Origin of the sequence: Paenarthrobacter nitroguajacolicus, assembly GCF_031455195.1 — a bacterium.
GTDB classification, from domain to species: Bacteria; Actinomycetota; Actinomycetes; order Actinomycetales; family Micrococcaceae; genus Arthrobacter; species Arthrobacter nitroguajacolicus_D.
Genome location: NZ_JAVDSH010000010.1, coordinates 60,426 through 76,763, shown reverse-complemented (window position 1 = coordinate 76,763; position 16,338 = coordinate 60,426). Strand labels below are relative to the sequence as shown.

Genomic DNA, 16,338 nt, shown 5'->3' with positions numbered 1-16,338 from the left:
TTCTCCATTGAATTTTTCGCTGTTAGAAAGTGGCGCTGAGCTTGCGGGTGACCTGCGTCAGGGATTGGTCGTCGCCCACGTTGCCGGCGAAGACGATGTAAGGGATGCCCTTGGCGGGGCCGTCCACCGGCTCCCACAGCGAGACGATGCCCGGAAGCATGGGCCCGCGGACAATGGCGTGGCGAATTTCCAGGCCGTGCGCGGCGACGTCCGAGGACGTGATGCCACCCTTGGCGATGACGAACCGCGGAGGGAAGGTCTTCAGGGTGCGGTTCACGACAGCCACGACCGCGGCCGAGACGGTGCGGGCGATCTCCAGGCTCGCTGCGGCGTCGTCGGTCTTGATCAGCAGGCGGCTGGTGTGGACGATGACATCGCCTTGGTGGAGGGCATCGACGACGTCGGACACGACGGTTCCGATATAGGCGTCAGCTTCCGCTTCGCCCGCAGTTTTGGTTCCGGCAATGAGCTTCTCGACGTCGATCTCGATGATCCGTGCGGAGCTGTGAGCGGCCGTGAGGTCGTTGAGCTGGCGGGTGGTGACACCAACGTGGGAGCCGACCACGATCAGGCCACCGGCTTCGGAGGGGGTGTTGCCCGCATAGGCCTCTTCGGAGGTCAGCGCGGTGCGGACTTCCTGGCCAATGCGGCCGCGAACGAACGGCGGACCTACGCGGTAGAGGAGCTTCTTGCCGCGGCGCTCGGCTTCTTCGAGACCCAGTGCCAAGGCACGGAAGTCGTTCTCGGTGACGATGTCGGCCACGATCGGGGTGGAGTTGGTGGCGGATTCCAGGGCGTCGGCAATGGCCTTCGCGGAGATGGTGGGGTCCTGGGCGGAAGCACCGGCGCGGATGATGTTCAGGTCCAGGACGATCACGTCGCTGGCGGGGAACCGGCCGTGCGACTTCTCCTCCACATACTTGGCCATCTCGGAATTGGCGAAACCGAAGCTGGCGTCCTTGGCGAATTCCGTCTCGGCAACGGGGGTGAGCGAACCGGCGTCGCCTCTCATGTAGTGCACGCCGCCGATGGTGACCCGTCCGGCGTCTGGGAAGGCCGGAACGATGACGACGCCGTCGGTGGCCTCGCCCGTTTCAGCGGCCACGGTGGCGGCTATGACGTCCGGTTCCAGCGGGTAGTGGCCACGGAGGGTGGAGTCGCTGCGGCTCACGAATCCGATGCTCAAACCGGCCAGCCGGGCCGCAGCCAAGGCATTGCGCACGACTTCTTCGTTCCGGGATGCGGCTTCAGCGGGGTCCAGGCTGCGGGTGTTGGTGAGGACGTAGACGGCAGGCTTGGTGTGGTTTTCACTGATGTGGGTGAAGGCCCACGTGAAGTCCTGCACATCCCAGCGGGTGAGGACCGCGAGGTCTGCGACGGACTGCGTGCCGGTGGGGTCGTCGTCGAGGACCACCAGGATCTTCGGTGCGGCAGCAGCAGACGCGGCAACGGCGTCGGCAACCAGTTGGGCAGGGATCTGGACTTCCGCCGGGAAAGCGGCCAGAACGTCGGCTTCAAAAGTCACTGTGCACTCCATCGTGGGAAATCTTTGTAGCGGCTTGGTGAATGTAAGATGTCAGACATCTAACATTTGAATTAGTGTGACACACCGCTCTTCGCCGTGCAAGGTGCTGCGTGTCACTAGGCTGGGAGCATGGCCGACAGCGCGGTTCCGCTACCTTTCGTGGACGTTCGCATGCCCACAGTTTCCGCAGGTCAGCCGGTTCCCGTGGTCCTCATCCACGGCTGGGCGTCGGGCTCGGTGTACTGGGAACCGCTGGTGGAGAAACTGCTCGACGGCGGCCGGACGGTGTGGGTGCTGGACCTCCCGGGCTATCACCCCGGCGAGGAATTGCCACAGGATTTCGAGTGGACCCTGGACTCCGCCGCTGCTTCGGTAGCGGCGCTCATCTCTGACCGAGGGGGCCGCCCGGTCCATGTGGTGGGCCACTCGATGGGTGGCAGCGTCTCCCTGACCCTGGCCGCCAGCAGGCCGGAACTGGTGGCAACAGTGACCTTGGTAGGCATGGTTCCAGCGCCGCAAAATGAGGGCTTCAAGAAGCTCCTGGTGTCCCAGCTGAGGCAGGGATTCTTCGATGCGGCCACCAAGGCGAAGCTCATGAATGCGTGGTACGGGCCGCTGACCGACAACGAGATGGCATGGCTGGGCAAAGGCTTCGACGTACCTTTCGCGATTCTGTCCGCCAGCGCGATGGCGGCCATGACCGGCGTCGGACCTTCAGTACCCGGGCGCGTCCAGGCGCCCTTGTTGGTGATCGCCGGAACCGGGGACCGGGTACGGTCCATCGACCAGATGCGTGATTTCGTGGCTGTAGGACGCAACCGGCAGCTGAAGGCCATTCCCGACGCCGGTCACAACGTGCACTGGGAGCGGCCGGATGAATGTGCCCAAGCGTTACACGGGTTTTGGAGAACGAGCTGGCACTCGCCAGCGTAAGATGTCTGACATCCATCCGGTCCCGCGGGAAAATCCCAAGGGCGCCGGGCGGTCTGAAGGACAGGAAACGGGGAAACATGGCACGCAAGTCGCTGGTCGGCGTCGTCGCTGACGAGTTGCTGGACCGCATTGTGGCGGGCGAATTCCCGCCCGGAACGGTGGTCCCGGGCGAGCTTGAACTCAGCGCCAAGCATGAGGTGAGCCGCATGACCGTGCGCGAAGCCATGAAAACCCTCGAAGCGCAGCGGATCCTCAGCGTGGAGCGAGGCCGTGGCACATTCGTGAACCCCTTGAATCGGTGGGCCTCGCTCGAAGCAGTCCTGCGCGCAGCTTCCGAAGGAACCAAGGACGCCGCGGCTGCCATCCAGCTTATTGAGCTGCGCCGGATGCTTGAGACCGGCGCGTGCGAACTGGCCGCCGAACGCATATCGGACGATGAGCTCGCGGCCCTCAGAGAGCACGTAGAAAAGATGCAATCCGCGCACGAAGTCAATGATGTGGCGGGTTTCGTGGAAGCAGACCTCGCCTTCCATGACGTGATCCTCCATGCTTCCGGCAACGTGTTTGTGGCCGTCCTGTTCGAACCGCTGCACCGGGTCCTTGAAGCCCGGCGAACGGAAACCTCGGCTTTCCCTGAAATCCAGGAACACGCAATCGCGCACCACCGGAAGATCGCCGCCGCCCTGTCCTCCCGGGATTCCCAGGAAGCGCGACTCGCCATGGACGCCCACATGCAGCAGACGCTGGACGACCTGAAGACGTACGTGCTCGAGGCGTAGGACCCGTTTGGGTCACCGGCGCAGGCTCTCCGAGGGCAACTCGCCAAACGTTTTCAGGTACAGCGCCGAGAACCGCCCTTGATGCGTGAATCCGCAGAGCTCCGCCACCGCCGTGACGCTCTGCTCGCGAGGGTCGGCTTCGAGCAGCATCTCCCGCGCCCGGTCCAGCCGGATGCTGCGCAGCAGCTCCGAGGGCGTTGCACCGGTCTCCGCCCTGAGCGCGGTCTGCAGGGTCCGGACGGAAACACCCAGGCACTCTGCAATGTCCGGGACGGTGAGCTCTTCGAAGGCGTGGCGCTCCAGTAGCTCACGGCACTCACGCACCAGCCTGCTCTCGGCTTCGGGATCGCGGACATCGTCACCGGGGCGTTCCATGGCCATGAGCAAACGCGACACCATGCTGTCAGCCATGAGTCCCTGCACAAACTCCGGTGCAGTGGACTGTGGCCGGCTGATCATGTCGTCGTGGAGTTCGACGACGGCCCTCAGGAAGGCGCGACCTGCCCCACCACTGAGGTCCATGCCGTAGCCCAGATCCACGGTTTTTTCGCCGTACAACTGCCCGGCGACGCGCTCCAGGGCCAGTCGGCGCACGTAAACGATCAGGTGCGGGCTGCCACCGTCCCAGCTCATGGAAAAAGGCTTGTCGATCGGCGGGACGCTGGCCATCGTGGGACTGGATTCCACGATGGTGGACCCCACCTGCATGGTCGCATGGCCCGCCAACGGAATCTGCACCAGGTGGAAATCCTGCAGGCCCTCGGGGTCGATTCGGACGTCCGCGCCGTAGTCCAGGAACTCGATTCCAACATCGGCCCGATGAAGGGACCGCAACTTCATGTCCACGGCGGATGTCCTGGTCCGAGGCGCCAGCTCATGGCTGCAGAACAGTTCGGCAATCTTCGCGTGGGCTTCATCCACGTCCTTGGTGGCCGTTGTCGGCCGTCCCCGTAGAACGTCCCGGGGAAGAATCCTCACCATCTGCCACCTACTTCACAGGGTTTTTCGCAGCTTTCGCCTTTCGGATGATCCCCGCGCCATGTGGATATTCCGGAGTGCAGCGGCTGTCTAGAGTCGCTTTTAGGACAAGTATGACCCAGCTCACAGCACCGTAACAACGCTCGAAAGGCACGTGGGGAAAGTGAAGAACATCAAGCTCGTACACGATCGTCGCGAAGAGCGGGACCTCAACCACTTTGATTTATGGGCCGCGGAGCTGCTGGCAAGGGAAACGCGACTCACATCGGCGGCATGGGTGGGCTGGCATGAAGAAGAGGACGAACCTGCGTAATCCGGATAGTGCCTGCGCTCACCGGATATTCACGCCGCCACGCACTATCTAGAGTCGCTTCCAGAACGAATATGACGCACGTCATAATTCCGCAACAATCCACCAAGGAAAGGTCTGGCCATGTCAGCACTGAAGGGCAGGACGGCAATCGTTACCGGCGGCGCCACCAAGGTAGGTCAGGGAGTGGTTACCGCGTTACGGGATGCCGGCGCCACCGTGGTGGTTGCGGACATAGCGCCCGACGGCGGAATGGCCACCAAGGAGCTGGGCGAAGGTATCCACTACTCCCACACGGACATCACGGACGACGCCGCCGTCACGGAACTCGTAGAGAACACTGCCAGGGAGCACGGAGGCTTGGACATCCTGGTGAACCTCGCCTGCACTTACAAGGACGACGGCGCAGCGTCCGGCAGGGCCGACTGGCTCGAAGCCCTCAACGTCAACCTCGTGAGCGCGGTAATGGCGGCCAACACGGCCCGGCCCCACCTGGCAAAATCCGGGCACGGAGCCATCATCAACTTCACCTCCATCTCCAGCTCCGTGGCCCAGACCGGCCGGTGGTTGTACCCGGCCAGCAAGGCAGCCCTGGTCCAGATCACCCGCAGCATGGCCGTGGACTTCGCGGCAGACGGCATCAGGGTGAATTCCGTCAGCCCCGGCTGGGTGTGGAGCAACATCATGGACACCCTGAGCAACGGAAACCTGGAAAAGACAGACTCCGTCGCGGCCCCGTTTCATGCGCTGGGGCGGGTCGGCCGTCCGCACGAGGTAGGCGACGTCGTGGCGTTCCTTGCAAGCGACCAAGCCAGTTTCGTGACCGGAGCCGATTGGGCGGTCGACGGCGGCTACTCCGCCTTGGGGCCCGAGCGCGCCGAAGAAACCATTCCACTGCTCGCCGCGAACTGACATCCGCGATCCGAACCAACAGAAGAGGACACCATCATGACTCAACGCCACATCACCATCGTCGGTGCCGGCCAGTCCGGGCTGCAGCTGGGCATCGGCCTGCTGGACGCCGGTTTCCAGGTCACCACCATCTCCAACCGGACACCGGAAGAAATCCGTGACGGCAAAGTCGCCTCCAGCCAGTGCATCTTCCATGACGCCTTGGAGCATGAGCGGGCGCTGGGCCTGGATTTCTGGCCGGACGCGCCCACCGTGGACGGCATCTCATTCACCATCCCCCACCCCGAAGTGCCGGGCGAGAAGGCCATCAGTTGGGCCTCCCGCCTGGACAATCACGCCAAGTCGATCGACCAACGGGTGAAGTTCCCGCGCTTCATGGAAGAGTTCGTCGGGCGCGGCGGCGAGCTGGTCTTCGAAGACGCGGGGGTTGAAGAGCTGGAGAGGTACACGCTGAACTCGGACCTGGTGATCGTGGCCGCCGGCAAGGGCGAAATCGCTCAGCTCTTCACCCGCGACGCCGAACGCAGCACCTATGACGCACCGCAACGGGCGTTGGCCTTGACCTACGTGAAGGGCCTGACGCCGCGGGAAGACTATTCGGCGGTGTCTTTCAACCTCATCCCCGGTGTTGGGGAGTACTTCGTTTTCCCTGCACTCACCACCACCGGGCCATGCGAAATCATGGTCTTCGAGGGCGTGCCTGGCGGTCCCATGGACACCTGGAAGGGCCTGACGCCCGAAGAGCACTTGGAGAACTCCAAGAAGATCCTGCAGACCTTCCTGCCGTGGGAAGCCGAACGCGCCTCGGATGTGGAACTCACCGATCCCAACGGCATCCTCCAAGGCCGGTTCGCACCCACGGTCCGGCACCCGATCGCCACGTTGCCGAGCGGCCGGCAGGTACTGGGCCTGGCCGACGTCGTGGTTTTGAACGATCCCATCACGGGTCAGGGCTCCAACAACGCGAGCAAATGCGCGGCGTCGTACCTGGACTCCATCGTCCGACACAGCGGTCCGTTCGACGCCGGGTTCATGCAGGCCACGTTCGAGCGCTATTGGGATTACGCACAGCACGTTGCACACTGGACCAATGCGCTCCTGGCCCCGCCACCGCCGCACGTCCTGGAGCTTTTGGGTGCGGCCAACCAGGAACCCGCTATCGCCCACCGGTTCGCGAACGGCTTCAACCATCCACCGGAATTCCAGGAGTGGTTCATGTACCCCGACAAGGCCGCCGGCTACCTCGCCGAGCTCGCCACCGCCAAAGTTTTGTAGCACACCCCTGCCAGCAAGGATTCAACCATGCGAAAAATAGCAATCGTCGGGGCCGGCGAGTCCGGCGCCCAACTGGCCCTTGGCCTGCAACGGGACGGCTATGAGGTGACGCTGCTGTCCGACCGCTCGGCCGCGCAGATCCGCACGGGCAAGGTCATGTCCAGCCAGTGCATGTTCTCCACGGCCCTGGATGCCGAGGCACAGATGGGGACCGCCCTCACCGAATACTACGAATCCGGAGCAGTCCCGGCCATCACCTCCATCCAGCTCCGGGTGGACGCGGAAGAACCCATCGAATGGGCAGCTCCCCTGGATGGCCCCGCCCGGTCCATCGACCAGCGGATCAAAAGTGCCCTCTGGATTGAGACGTTCGTGGCTGCCGGTGGCGATTTCCGGATCGAGAAGGTCACCCCGCGCAGGCTCGAAGAACTCGCCCGCGACTACGAGCTGGTCATTGTGAGCACGGGCAAGGGCGAAATCGGCCAGATCTTTCCGCGGGACAAGGCAAAGTCGCCCTTCGACCGTCCGCAGCGGGTCCTGGCCCTGAACTACGTCACGTCCTCCGACAGCACGGACACGCCCGGTGACGCCATCCGCATGTCCATGGCACCCGGCGTCGGCGAGTTCTTTACGTTCCCGGGCCTGACCGTCTCCGGCCCCTGCCGCATGATGGTTTTCGAAGGCGTGGTGGGCGGTCCCATGGACTGCTGGACCGACGTCGGAAGCCCCGAAGAGCAGCTGGAACGCTCCCTGCAGATCCTGCGCGAGCACTTCCCGCATGAAGCCGAAAACTTCGCCGACGCGCAACTGACCGACAGCGGGGCCACGCTCCTGGGGCGCATCACGCCTACTGTGCGATCCGCCGTCGGGGAACTCGGGAACGGGCACCTGGTGTTCGGCCTCGGCGACGCCGTGGTCCTCAACGACCCCCTCACCGGGCAAGGTTCCAACAACGCCACGCTGGCCGCCAAGTACTACCTTGATTCGATCGTTCGGCGCGGCCAGCAGCCCTTTGACCGCGCATGGATGGAGCGCACTTTCGACGAGTTCTGGCGCGGTTGGGGTCAGTGGGCGGTGGAGTGGACCAACGATCTCCTCAAGCCCCGCAGGGACCACCAGAAGACACTCCTGGCCGAAGCCGCGGAACACCCTGCGCTGGCAGCAGGAATTGTGGCCGGCTTCGATGATCCCCGCACGTCGTACCCTTGGTGGTTCGACCCCACGGCCGCCACGGACTTCATGCAAGCCCGGAAGGAGGACGACACATCCGCCTTCGACCTCCGGGACTTCAGGAGCGCCTTGGGCCAGTTCGCCACGGGCGTTACCGTGGTGACCACTGTTGCCGCCGATGGCAGGAAGGTAGGCATGACCGCGAACTCCTTCACGTCAGTCTCCATGGAACCCCCTCTGGTGCTGTGGTGCCCCAGCAAGCGGGCGCCCAGCCTGGGCGACTTTGAGGATGCCACGCACTTCGCCATCAACATTCTTGCCAGCGAGCAGCACGTCCTGTCCCGCCAGTTTGCAACGCCCGCCACGGACAAGTTCGCGGGGACGGAGACCACCGAGGGCATCGCCGGTGTGCCGCTCCTGGACGGGGCCGTAGCCACGTTCCAATGCAGGACGGTCTCCCGGCATGATGCCGGTGACCACGTCATCTATGTGGGTGAAGTGGAAAGTTACAACCACGACGGCGGCGCCCCCCTGGTGTTCCATGCCGGCAAGTACCACGCAACAGCCAACCACCCGGATTTCTGACACCTCCTGAAAGGAGCGGTTCCGTATGAACGATCCCGTTGACGTCGCCATCGTTGGTTCGGGCATCAACTCCCTGGTCGCTGCAGCCGAGCTTGCCCTGGACGGGAAGCGCGTGTGCATCATCGAGCGCTCGGACCGGCTGGGTGGTTTCATCGACTCGTCCGAGCGGACCTTGCCGGGTTTCATCCACGACACTTTCTCCTCCTGGCATCCCCTGTTCGTTTCCGGCGGCGCTTACGCAACCTTGGGCAAGGAACTGCAGGCAAGGGGCTTGGAGTACTGCAACACCACCGGGCCCGTGACGGCGAGCGTAGCGACGGACCCGGCGACGGGGACGCACCGCGTGGTGATTGCGCACCGGGATCCAGCGGAAACGGCCGCAGCATTCAAGGTCTCCTCGGACCAGGCTGCGTACTCGGACATGCTGGATGACCTGGGCAGCAACGCCGGCACTGTCTTCGGGGCCTTTGCCGCAGAACTCCGTTCCTTCAAGGAGGTCGCGAAGATCGCGTTCGGGGCGTTGCGGCGGGGCCGGCTTGCCGGTACGGAGGCCTTCATGAGGGACTCGATGATGAGCGGCCGAAACTATGTCCGCAGCCGCTTTGACGGCTGGGAAACGGACCAGCTGTGGTCACCATGGCTTCTGCACGCAGGGCTCGGCCCGGACCAGGCGACCGGCGGGGTCATGCTGCCGGTGATGGCCATGAGCATGCACGGCTTTGGACTTCCGGTGGTCAAGGGCGGTGCTTCGCGGTTTGTTGCGGCGTTCGAGTCGCTCCTGGACGACAACGGGGTTCAGATCATGCTGGGTACTGAAGCCGAAGAGATCCTGGTCGGCGCAGGATCGGTTAAGGGAGTTCGGACCTCGAATGGCGTGGTCCCCGCCGGGACCGTCCTGGCGAACGTTTCACCGCAGGCCCTCTACACCCAACTCCTCCGCCGGCCGCCTGCCGCCGCTGCCGCGGCGGCTGAAAAGTACCAGAACGGCCGCGGAGCCATGCAGATCCACCTCGCCCTCGACAAACCTGTGGAGTGGCTCGATTCCCGGCTCAACCGGGTTCCACTGGTGCATATCAGCAACGGTTCGGACAGTACGGGAATCGCCTGCGCCCAGGCCGAAGCCGGCCTGCTGCCCACCGAACCCACTGTGGTGGTGGGGCAGCAATGCGTCCTGGATCCGTCGCGGGCGCCGGAAGGCAAGGCCACGCTGTGGCTGCAGCTGCAGGAGGTGCCCTTTGCTCCGGTGGGTGACGCTGCGGGAAAGCTCGATGTCAGCGAAGGCTGGACGGACGAGCTGAAGCAGGCCTACCTGGATCGGGTGCTGGCGCGTTTGGAGCAGTTCGCCCCGGGAACCCAAGCCACGGTTCTCGCTTCAGACATCCTTGCACCCACGGATTTGTCCGCAGCCAATCCCAACGCCGTCAAAGGCGACCCCTATGGAGGGTCCGCTGAACTCTTTCAAAACCTGCTCTGGAGGCCGTTCCCCGCGGCGGCAGGCCACCAAACCGCCGTCGAAGGTCTCTGGCATATTGGCGCGTCAACCCACCCGGGGCCCGGCCTTTCCGGTGGCTCGGGACATTTGGTCGCCCAAAAACTGACTACCAAAGCTTCACGATTTTCACGTCTTCAAGCAGCACTTAAACCAAGCAAGCGATAGGAGAACAATGTCTGTTCTGGCCGGGCTCACAGCAGCCCTTTCGAATGGCTCGGTGGAGATCATCGACCTCACAACTCCCCTCAGCTCCGAAACCCCCATCCTGAACCTGCCGCAACCGTTCGCGAACACGGTGGGACTGTCGGTCTCGCCGGTGAGCAATTTCGACGACGCCGGACCGGCTTGGGCGTGGAACGACGTCACGGTGGGCGAGCACGCGGGAACGCACCTGGACGCGCCCGTGCACTGGATCACCGGCAAGGATGGCAAGTCCGTGGACCAGATCGAACCCCACCGCCTGGTGGGGCCCATCGCGGTGATCGACAAGTCGCGCGAGGTAGCGGATAACCCGGACTTCCTGCTGGAGCCCGAACACTTTGAGCAGTGGCAGGAAGAGCACGGTGCTTTCCCGGAGAACTGCTGGGTCATCTTCCGGACCGGTTGGGCGGCCCGGGGCGCTGACGCTGCGGCTTTCGTCAACGCGGACGACGCCGGACCCCACACTCCCGGCGTCTCTGCGGCAGGTGCCAAGTGGCTCGCCGGAAACGCCTCGATCAGCGGTTTCGGCGTGGAGACCGTGGGCATTGATGCCGGGCAGGCCGGAACCCTGGATCCGATGTTCCCGGTGCACTCGTTCCTGCTCGGGGCGGACAAGTACGGCGTGACCTCGCTGCGGAACGTAGACCGGCTTCCGGTCACAGGCGCCACGCTGGTGGTCGCGCCACTGCCTATTGTCGGTGGCACGGGCAGCCCGAGCCGCGTGTACGCGCTGGTGGAGCGCGCATGAGTGAGCAGCTTAGGGTCTCCACGCTCGTCGGGCGGACGCTGGCGAAGCTCGGCGTCGGGCATGTTTTCGGGGTGGTGGGCTCCGGAAACTTCGACGTCACCAGCACGCTGATGGAGTCCGGCGTCCCGTTCACCGCGGCCCGTCACGAGGGCGGCGCAGCTACCATGGCGGACGCCTACACTCGAATGTCGGGCAAAGTGGGCGTGGTTACTACGCACCAGGGGTGCGGCCTCACCAATGCCATTACCGGGGTTGGCGAGGCTGCCAAGAGCCACACTCCGATGATCGTGCTCACGGCCGACACCCAGGCCGCGGCCATCCGATCGAACTTCAAGATCGACCAGGATGCCCTGGCCCGCAGCGTTGGTGCAGTTGCGGAGCGAATCCACTCCCCCGCCACAGCCGTCGCGGACACCCTCCGGGCCTTCAGGACCGCAGTGAACGAGCGCCGCACCGTGGTCCTGAGCCTGCCGTTGGACATCCAAAGTGGCACGGCCGCGGACGAGGTGGGTGCCGTCGTCGTGCCTCAACCGCTGAAGGTGCGGCCGGACGCTGTCGCAGTTGAACAACTGGTGGCGCTGATCGCCGCGGCGGAACGCCCGGTCTTTGTCGCGGGCCGCGGTGGCCGGGCTGCCCGGGACGAGATCCTCGCACTGGCCCAGCACGCCGGCGCGTTGGTGGCGACGTCGGCGGTAGCCAATGGCCTGTTCAACGGCGACTCGCACAACCTCGGGATTTCGGGTGGGTTCTCTTCACCGCTGACAGCGGAGTTGATCAGCGGCGCGGACCTGATCGTGGGTTGGGGTTGCGCGCTGAACATGTGGACCATGCGGCACGGACGGCTGATTTCTGCTGGTGCAAAGGTGGTCCAAGTCGACGTCGAAGATGCCGCCCTGGGCGCCAACCGGCCCATCACCTTGGGCGTGCTGGGTGATTCGGCGCTGGCTGCCGTGGATACCTTGTCAGCTCTCAAGGACGCGCAAGCCGAACCGGCCGAGAAGTACCGTACCGAAGCCAACGCCCTGGCCATCAAGCGGGGGTCGCGTTGGCGGGACGTCGAAACGCCTGACCTGTCCACGGCGACGTCCATTGATCCGCGCGTGCTGACCCGCGAGCTCGACACCATGCTTCCGACGGAAAGGATCGTCGCGGTGGATTCGGGCAACTTCATGGGCTATCCCAGCCAGTACCTCGCGGTGCCGGACGAGTTCGGGTTCTGCTTCACCCAGGCATTTCAGGCGATCGGACTGGGGCTTTACACAGCCATTGGCGCCGCGCTTGCCCAGCCGCACCGCCTGCCGGTGCTGGGCGCGGGTGACGGCGGATTCCTCATGGGAATCAGCGAGCTGGAGACCGCCGCGAGGCTGAAACTGCCGCTGGTGTGCATCGTCTACAACGACGCCGCCTACGGGGCCGAAGTACACCACTTCGCGTCGCAGCATTCCCCGGAGGACCTGTCCAGCGTGGTGTTCCCGGACACCGACATTGCCGCGATTGCCCGTGGCTTCGGGGCTCACGGAGTCACCGTCAGGACCGTGGCGGATCTGGACGCCGTGCGCCCATGGATCGCAGCCTACGAAGCCGGGTCGCAGGACCGGCCGCTGGTCATCGACGCCAAGATCGCCTCAGACGGCGGCTCGTGGTGGCTGGCGGAGGCATTCCAAGGACACTAAGTACCCTGGTTTAGCAGCAGAGGCCGTTGTGGGCATCCACAACGGCCTCTGTCACCTCAATTCGGTCCTAAGAGTCCACGTCCGTGTTCACGATGTACACGTCGCACGGAGCACCGTGTGCCACGCTGTTCGCGATGCTGCCCAGCACTCGGCCCAGGCCCTTCATGCGCTTGTTGCCCACCACGATCAGCGAGGCGTTGTTGGCCTCGGCGTAGTTGATGAGGGCGTTGGCCGGCGTGCCGCGTGCAGCGAAGTACTTGACGTTAGCGGCAGGAATGTCCAGCTCCTCGGAGACCTTGCGGGCAACGTATTCTGCCGAGTCCGCCGAAGAGACAGTGATGCGGTCGCTGCCGCTGCCGAATTCTTCGATGCGGTCATCGGAGAAGCCACTGATCACGTGCAGTTCGGCACCGAGCGCGGTGGCGAGCTTCGCTGCTGCCACTGCCGCACGTTTGGCCGTTTCGCTGTTGTCGACGCCGACCACAATTACTTCTGACATGAGTACTCCTGGTTCTGGGGATTTACTGGGTGCTGCTGCAAGAAATCTACACTCCATCCTGATCTGCCCGGGATAAGCACAGGGACTCGGGTGTTTACGGCGCGGCGGGTCCGGGTAGAGATAAGGCATCGGAACGATCACACGACCGAAAGGCAGGACCATGAGCGACGCACCATTTTCCCCGCAGACCGCCATCGTCACGGGATCGGATTCAGGCATCGGACGGGCTACCGCGGTGGCTTTGGCCCAGGCCGGCATGGACGTAGGCGTCACCTGGCACTCGGACCAGCAGGGCGCGGAAGAAACCGCGGAGGAGGTCCGGGCGTTGGGCCGCAAAGCCGCGGTGCAGCAACTGGACACTACGGACGTCCGGGGAACAGCTGCCGCCATCGAGAAGCTCGCCGATGAACTCGGCGGCGTCGACGTCTTCGTCAACAACTCCGGCACGGGCGACGGCACCAAGTTCCTGGAGCTCGACTACGACACCTGGATGTCCACCCTGGACACCAACCTCAACGGGGCCTTTGTCGCCATGCAAACCGCGGCCAAGCGCATGGTGAAGGCGGGTCGTGGTGGGCGGATCATCGCGGTGACCAGCGTGCACGAGTTCCAGCCAAGGGTTGGCGCCTCGGCCTACGATGCCTCAAAGCATGGCCTGGGTGGGCTCATCAAAACCATGGCCTTGGAACTCGCTGAGCACGGGATCACCGCGAACAACGTCGCGCCGGGCGAGATCGCGACCCCCATGACGGGCCAGGAAGACGAGGATCCGAGCACGAAGGAACGGCCGGGGGTTCCGCTGGGCCGTCCGGGAGATGCCCGGGAGATCGCCGCGGTCATCGCCTTCCTCGCGTCCCCGGCATCCAGTTACGTCAATGGCGCATCGTGGCCGGTGGATGGCGGAATGCTGCAGATGGGACCCCAGGCAGGCTCGCACATTACCAGCAATGACTGGCGTGAAAGCTAGGCCCGTGCAAGCTCTGGCCGCCCGGAGGTCAGTGGGCTAGTCTGCTTGGACGGCCTGCTTGGCGGGCCGGATTCAAGATTCAGGAACGACGATGAGGAGCACCATGGCTGGCCACACATATAGCGTTTCCGAAATTGTAGGAACTTCCAGCGAAGGCGTTGACGACGCGATCAAGAACGGCATCGCTACAGCCTCCCAGACCCTGCGGAACCTGGACTGGTTTGAGGTCAAGGAAATCCGCGGCCACCTTGAGGACGGCGCAGTGGCCGACTGGCAGGTCACCATCAAGCTTGGTTTCCGCCTGGAGCGCTGAAACGCTCTGCGCGAGATGACAGTTAATGCCGATGTTTCAGAGGAACATTGGCATTAACTGTCATCTCGACGCGCAGGCTCGGGCACCTGCGAGGTGGTGCCCACGTCGCCAAAGTTCAGCAGCGTCAAAGCGTCCGACGACGGTGAGCCCGCCTTCGCGGAATACACCCTCAACAGCTGGTCGGGGTCGTCCGGGAGACTGAGGGTTTCAAAGTTCAGTTCCAGGTCCCCCACCACGGGGTGGTGCAGCCGGACGGTGCCGGCGGACCTGGTGGCCACGCGGTGGCCGGCCCACCACTGGCGGAAGTGTTCGCTGTGCACGGCCAGTTCACCCACCAGCTGGTTGGTTTGGGGATCGTTGGGATGCCTGCCGACGTCCATGCGCAGGGCGCCGACGGCTTCGGCCGCCACCGTTTTCCAGTCCCTGAACAGGCGCCCCGCCGCTGGATCCAGGGTGATCCAACGCGTCAGGTTGCGTTCGGGGGCAGACAATGCGGAGAAATCCGTGAAGAGCAGATACGCCATCCGGTTGCCCGCCAGGACGTCCGCCCGCCTGCCCAGCACCATTGCCGGAACATCCCCGACAGCGTCAAGCAGTTGCCGCAACGCCGGGCGCACCTTTTGCACGGGGCCTGGGCTGCCGGAGGAGCTGGCACAGTGTTCCAGCAGGTCCATCATGTGCGCTTGCTCCCCCGCGTCAAGGCGGAGGGCCCTGGCCACGGATTCCAGGACAGCTCTGGAGGGGTGGATGTTGCGGCCCTGCTCCAGGCGCGTGTAGTAGTCGGTGCTGACGCCCGAGAGCCTGGCGACCTCTTCGCGGCGGAGTCCGGGGACACGGCGCGAACCGCCCGACTCCTGCGTCCCGGCGTCGTCGGGTGAGAGGCGGGCACGCATGACTTTGAGGAATTTACCGAACTCGGCGCTTTGACCCATCCGTCCATTCTGCCGGTCAAAGTGCTTGAAAGACCACCATTATGGGTAGGACTACCAGACCTAGGAAAGACAGGATCAGGCAGGATTGCTGACTCCGCCGCTAAAACTGCATAGGCTCGGTACAGAGCCTCCGAAAACGCTTTCTGGATATCAGCAAGCCGGAGTGTCACCAGCTAACCATCCGTCGAAGGAGACCGTCATGCCAGAGCTGACATTGAACAACGGCGTCACCATCCCACAGCTGGGATTTGGTGTCTTCCAAGTGCCTGCGGATGAAACGCAGAAGGTGGTGGAAGATGCTTTGGAGGCCGGCTACCGGCACATCGACACCGCGGCCGCGTACCGCAACGAGGCCGGAGTCGGCGCGGCCGTCGCGGCCTCCGGGATTCCCCGCGAGGAACTCTTCATCACCACCAAACTCCGCAACGGCGAGCAAGGCGAAGCCTATGACGCCTTCCAGCGAAGCCGCGATGCCCTGGGCCTGGAGGTCGTTGACCTCTACCTGATCCACTGGCCTGTCCCGTCGCAGGACCTTTACACGCAGGCATGGCAGGAGATGGAGAAGCTTTACCAGGACAAGCAGATCCGGGCCATCGGCATCTCGAACTTCCTGGCCGACCATGTGGACAACCTTCTCCGGAAGGCCGAGGTTGTGCCTGCCGTCAACCAAATCGAACTCCACCCCACGTATCAACAGGCTGATCTGGCGAACAAATGCCGCGACCTGGGCATCGCCGTTGAGGCGTACAGCCCGCTGGGCCAGGGCAAGGACTTGAACGCCGAGCAAGTGGCCTTGGTGGCGGCGGCCCACGGCACTACTCCTGCACAGGTGATCCTGGCCTGGCACCTCGCCCAGGGGACCATCGTGATCCCCAAGTCCGCAGACTCCACCCGCATGCGCGAGAACTTTGGCGCGGCCGACCTCACCCTGACCGAATCCGAATTGGCAGCAATCACCGCGCTGGAGGCTGGCGCCCGCATCGGCTCCGATCCCGCAGTCGCCTCCTTCACCCAGATGTAGTCACACAACCAGACAAAAGGACCCC

General features: G+C 64.2%; 16 protein-coding genes. 12 read left to right on the top strand and 4 right to left on the bottom strand.

Annotated features, from left to right (window positions below; genetic code table 11):
• Nucleotides 1-22 precede the first annotated feature (22 nt).
• Nucleotides 23-1,525, bottom strand: coding sequence for a four-carbon acid sugar kinase family protein (locus J2Y68_RS18450; protein ID WP_309995524.1), 1,503 nt, complete (start codon nucleotides 1,523-1,525; stop codon nucleotides 23-25).
• A 129-nt stretch (nucleotides 1,526-1,654) separates the two neighbouring features.
• On the opposite strand from J2Y68_RS18450, the gene J2Y68_RS18445 reads away from it, so the two are divergent.
• Entirely contained in the window at nucleotides 1,655-2,458 is an 804-nt protein-coding gene (locus tag J2Y68_RS18445) for an alpha/beta fold hydrolase (protein WP_309995522.1), read from the top strand.
• 77 nt (nucleotides 2,459-2,535) lie between these two features.
• A complete protein-coding gene (locus J2Y68_RS18440; RefSeq protein ID WP_309995520.1) occupies nucleotides 2,536-3,237 on the top strand; it encodes a FadR/GntR family transcriptional regulator in 702 nt (233 codons plus the stop codon).
• A 12-nt stretch (nucleotides 3,238-3,249) separates the two neighbouring features.
• On the opposite strand, the gene J2Y68_RS18435 is transcribed toward J2Y68_RS18440, so the two are convergent.
• Nucleotides 3,250-4,218 carry an AraC family transcriptional regulator gene (locus tag J2Y68_RS18435; RefSeq protein ID WP_309995518.1) on the bottom strand — a complete coding sequence of 323 codons (969 nt, stop codon included), beginning with the start codon at nucleotides 4,216-4,218 and terminating at the stop codon, nucleotides 3,250-3,252.
• A 160-nt stretch (nucleotides 4,219-4,378) separates the two neighbouring features.
• Between J2Y68_RS18435 and J2Y68_RS18430 the strand changes: the two genes are divergently transcribed.
• The 7 genes from J2Y68_RS18430 to J2Y68_RS18400 all read left to right on the top strand — a co-directional run bounded on the left by J2Y68_RS18430 (nucleotide 4,379) and on the right by J2Y68_RS18400 (nucleotide 12,581).
• Nucleotides 4,379-4,528: a hypothetical protein gene (locus tag J2Y68_RS18430; RefSeq protein WP_309995516.1), complete on the top strand. Its 150-nt coding sequence runs from the start codon at nucleotides 4,379-4,381 to the stop codon at nucleotides 4,526-4,528.
• A gap of 120 nt (nucleotides 4,529-4,648) precedes the next feature.
• Nucleotides 4,649-5,437 (top strand): SDR family oxidoreductase, encoded by a 789-nt coding sequence (locus J2Y68_RS18425; RefSeq protein WP_309995515.1) that lies wholly within the window; start codon nucleotides 4,649-4,651, stop codon nucleotides 5,435-5,437.
• 36 nt (nucleotides 5,438-5,473) lie between these two features.
• Nucleotides 5,474-6,712 carry a styrene monooxygenase/indole monooxygenase family protein gene (locus J2Y68_RS18420; protein ID WP_309995513.1) on the top strand — a complete coding sequence of 413 codons (1,239 nt, stop codon included), beginning with the start codon at nucleotides 5,474-5,476 and terminating at the stop codon, nucleotides 6,710-6,712.
• A 27-nt stretch (nucleotides 6,713-6,739) separates the two neighbouring features.
• The gene (locus tag J2Y68_RS18415; RefSeq protein WP_309995512.1) at nucleotides 6,740-8,467 is read left to right on the top strand and encodes a flavin reductase; all 1,728 of its coding nucleotides are present in this window, start codon (nucleotides 6,740-6,742) and stop codon (nucleotides 8,465-8,467) included.
• A 25-nt stretch (nucleotides 8,468-8,492) separates the two neighbouring features.
• On the top strand, nucleotides 8,493-10,124 hold the full coding sequence (locus J2Y68_RS18410) for a phytoene desaturase family protein (RefSeq protein ID WP_309995510.1): 1,632 nt from the start codon (nucleotides 8,493-8,495) through the stop codon (nucleotides 10,122-10,124).
• Nucleotides 10,125-10,131: 7 nt separating this feature from the next.
• A complete protein-coding gene (locus J2Y68_RS18405; protein ID WP_309995508.1) occupies nucleotides 10,132-10,908 on the top strand; it encodes a cyclase family protein in 777 nt (258 codons plus the stop codon).
• A complete protein-coding gene (locus tag J2Y68_RS18400; protein ID WP_309995506.1) occupies nucleotides 10,905-12,581 on the top strand; it encodes a thiamine pyrophosphate-binding protein in 1,677 nt (558 codons plus the stop codon). The genes J2Y68_RS18405 and J2Y68_RS18400 overlap by 4 nt, the downstream gene beginning before the upstream one ends.
• 67 nt (nucleotides 12,582-12,648) lie before the next feature.
• Here the strand turns inward: J2Y68_RS18400 and J2Y68_RS18395 are convergent, their stop codons facing one another.
• Nucleotides 12,649-13,080 (bottom strand): universal stress protein, encoded by a 432-nt coding sequence (locus tag J2Y68_RS18395; RefSeq protein ID WP_309995504.1) that lies wholly within the window; start codon nucleotides 13,078-13,080, stop codon nucleotides 12,649-12,651.
• A gap of 160 nt (nucleotides 13,081-13,240) precedes the next feature.
• On the opposite strand from J2Y68_RS18395, the gene J2Y68_RS18390 reads away from it, so the two are divergent.
• Together J2Y68_RS18390 and J2Y68_RS18385 are read left to right on the top strand one after the other, a co-directional pair.
• A complete protein-coding gene (locus tag J2Y68_RS18390; RefSeq protein ID WP_309995502.1) occupies nucleotides 13,241-14,047 on the top strand; it encodes an SDR family oxidoreductase in 807 nt (268 codons plus the stop codon).
• Between the two features lie 103 nt (nucleotides 14,048-14,150).
• Nucleotides 14,151-14,360, top strand: coding sequence for a dodecin (locus J2Y68_RS18385; RefSeq protein ID WP_211710990.1), 210 nt, complete (start codon nucleotides 14,151-14,153; stop codon nucleotides 14,358-14,360).
• Nucleotides 14,361-14,413: 53 nt separating this feature from the next.
• On the opposite strand, the gene J2Y68_RS18380 is transcribed toward J2Y68_RS18385, so the two are convergent.
• On the bottom strand, nucleotides 14,414-15,292 hold the full coding sequence (locus J2Y68_RS18380) for a helix-turn-helix transcriptional regulator (RefSeq protein ID WP_309995500.1): 879 nt from the start codon (nucleotides 15,290-15,292) through the stop codon (nucleotides 14,414-14,416).
• A gap of 199 nt (nucleotides 15,293-15,491) precedes the next feature.
• Between J2Y68_RS18380 and J2Y68_RS18375 the strand changes: the two genes are divergently transcribed.
• A complete protein-coding gene (locus J2Y68_RS18375; protein WP_309995499.1) occupies nucleotides 15,492-16,313 on the top strand; it encodes an aldo/keto reductase in 822 nt (273 codons plus the stop codon).
• Nucleotides 16,314-16,338 lie beyond the last annotated feature (25 nt).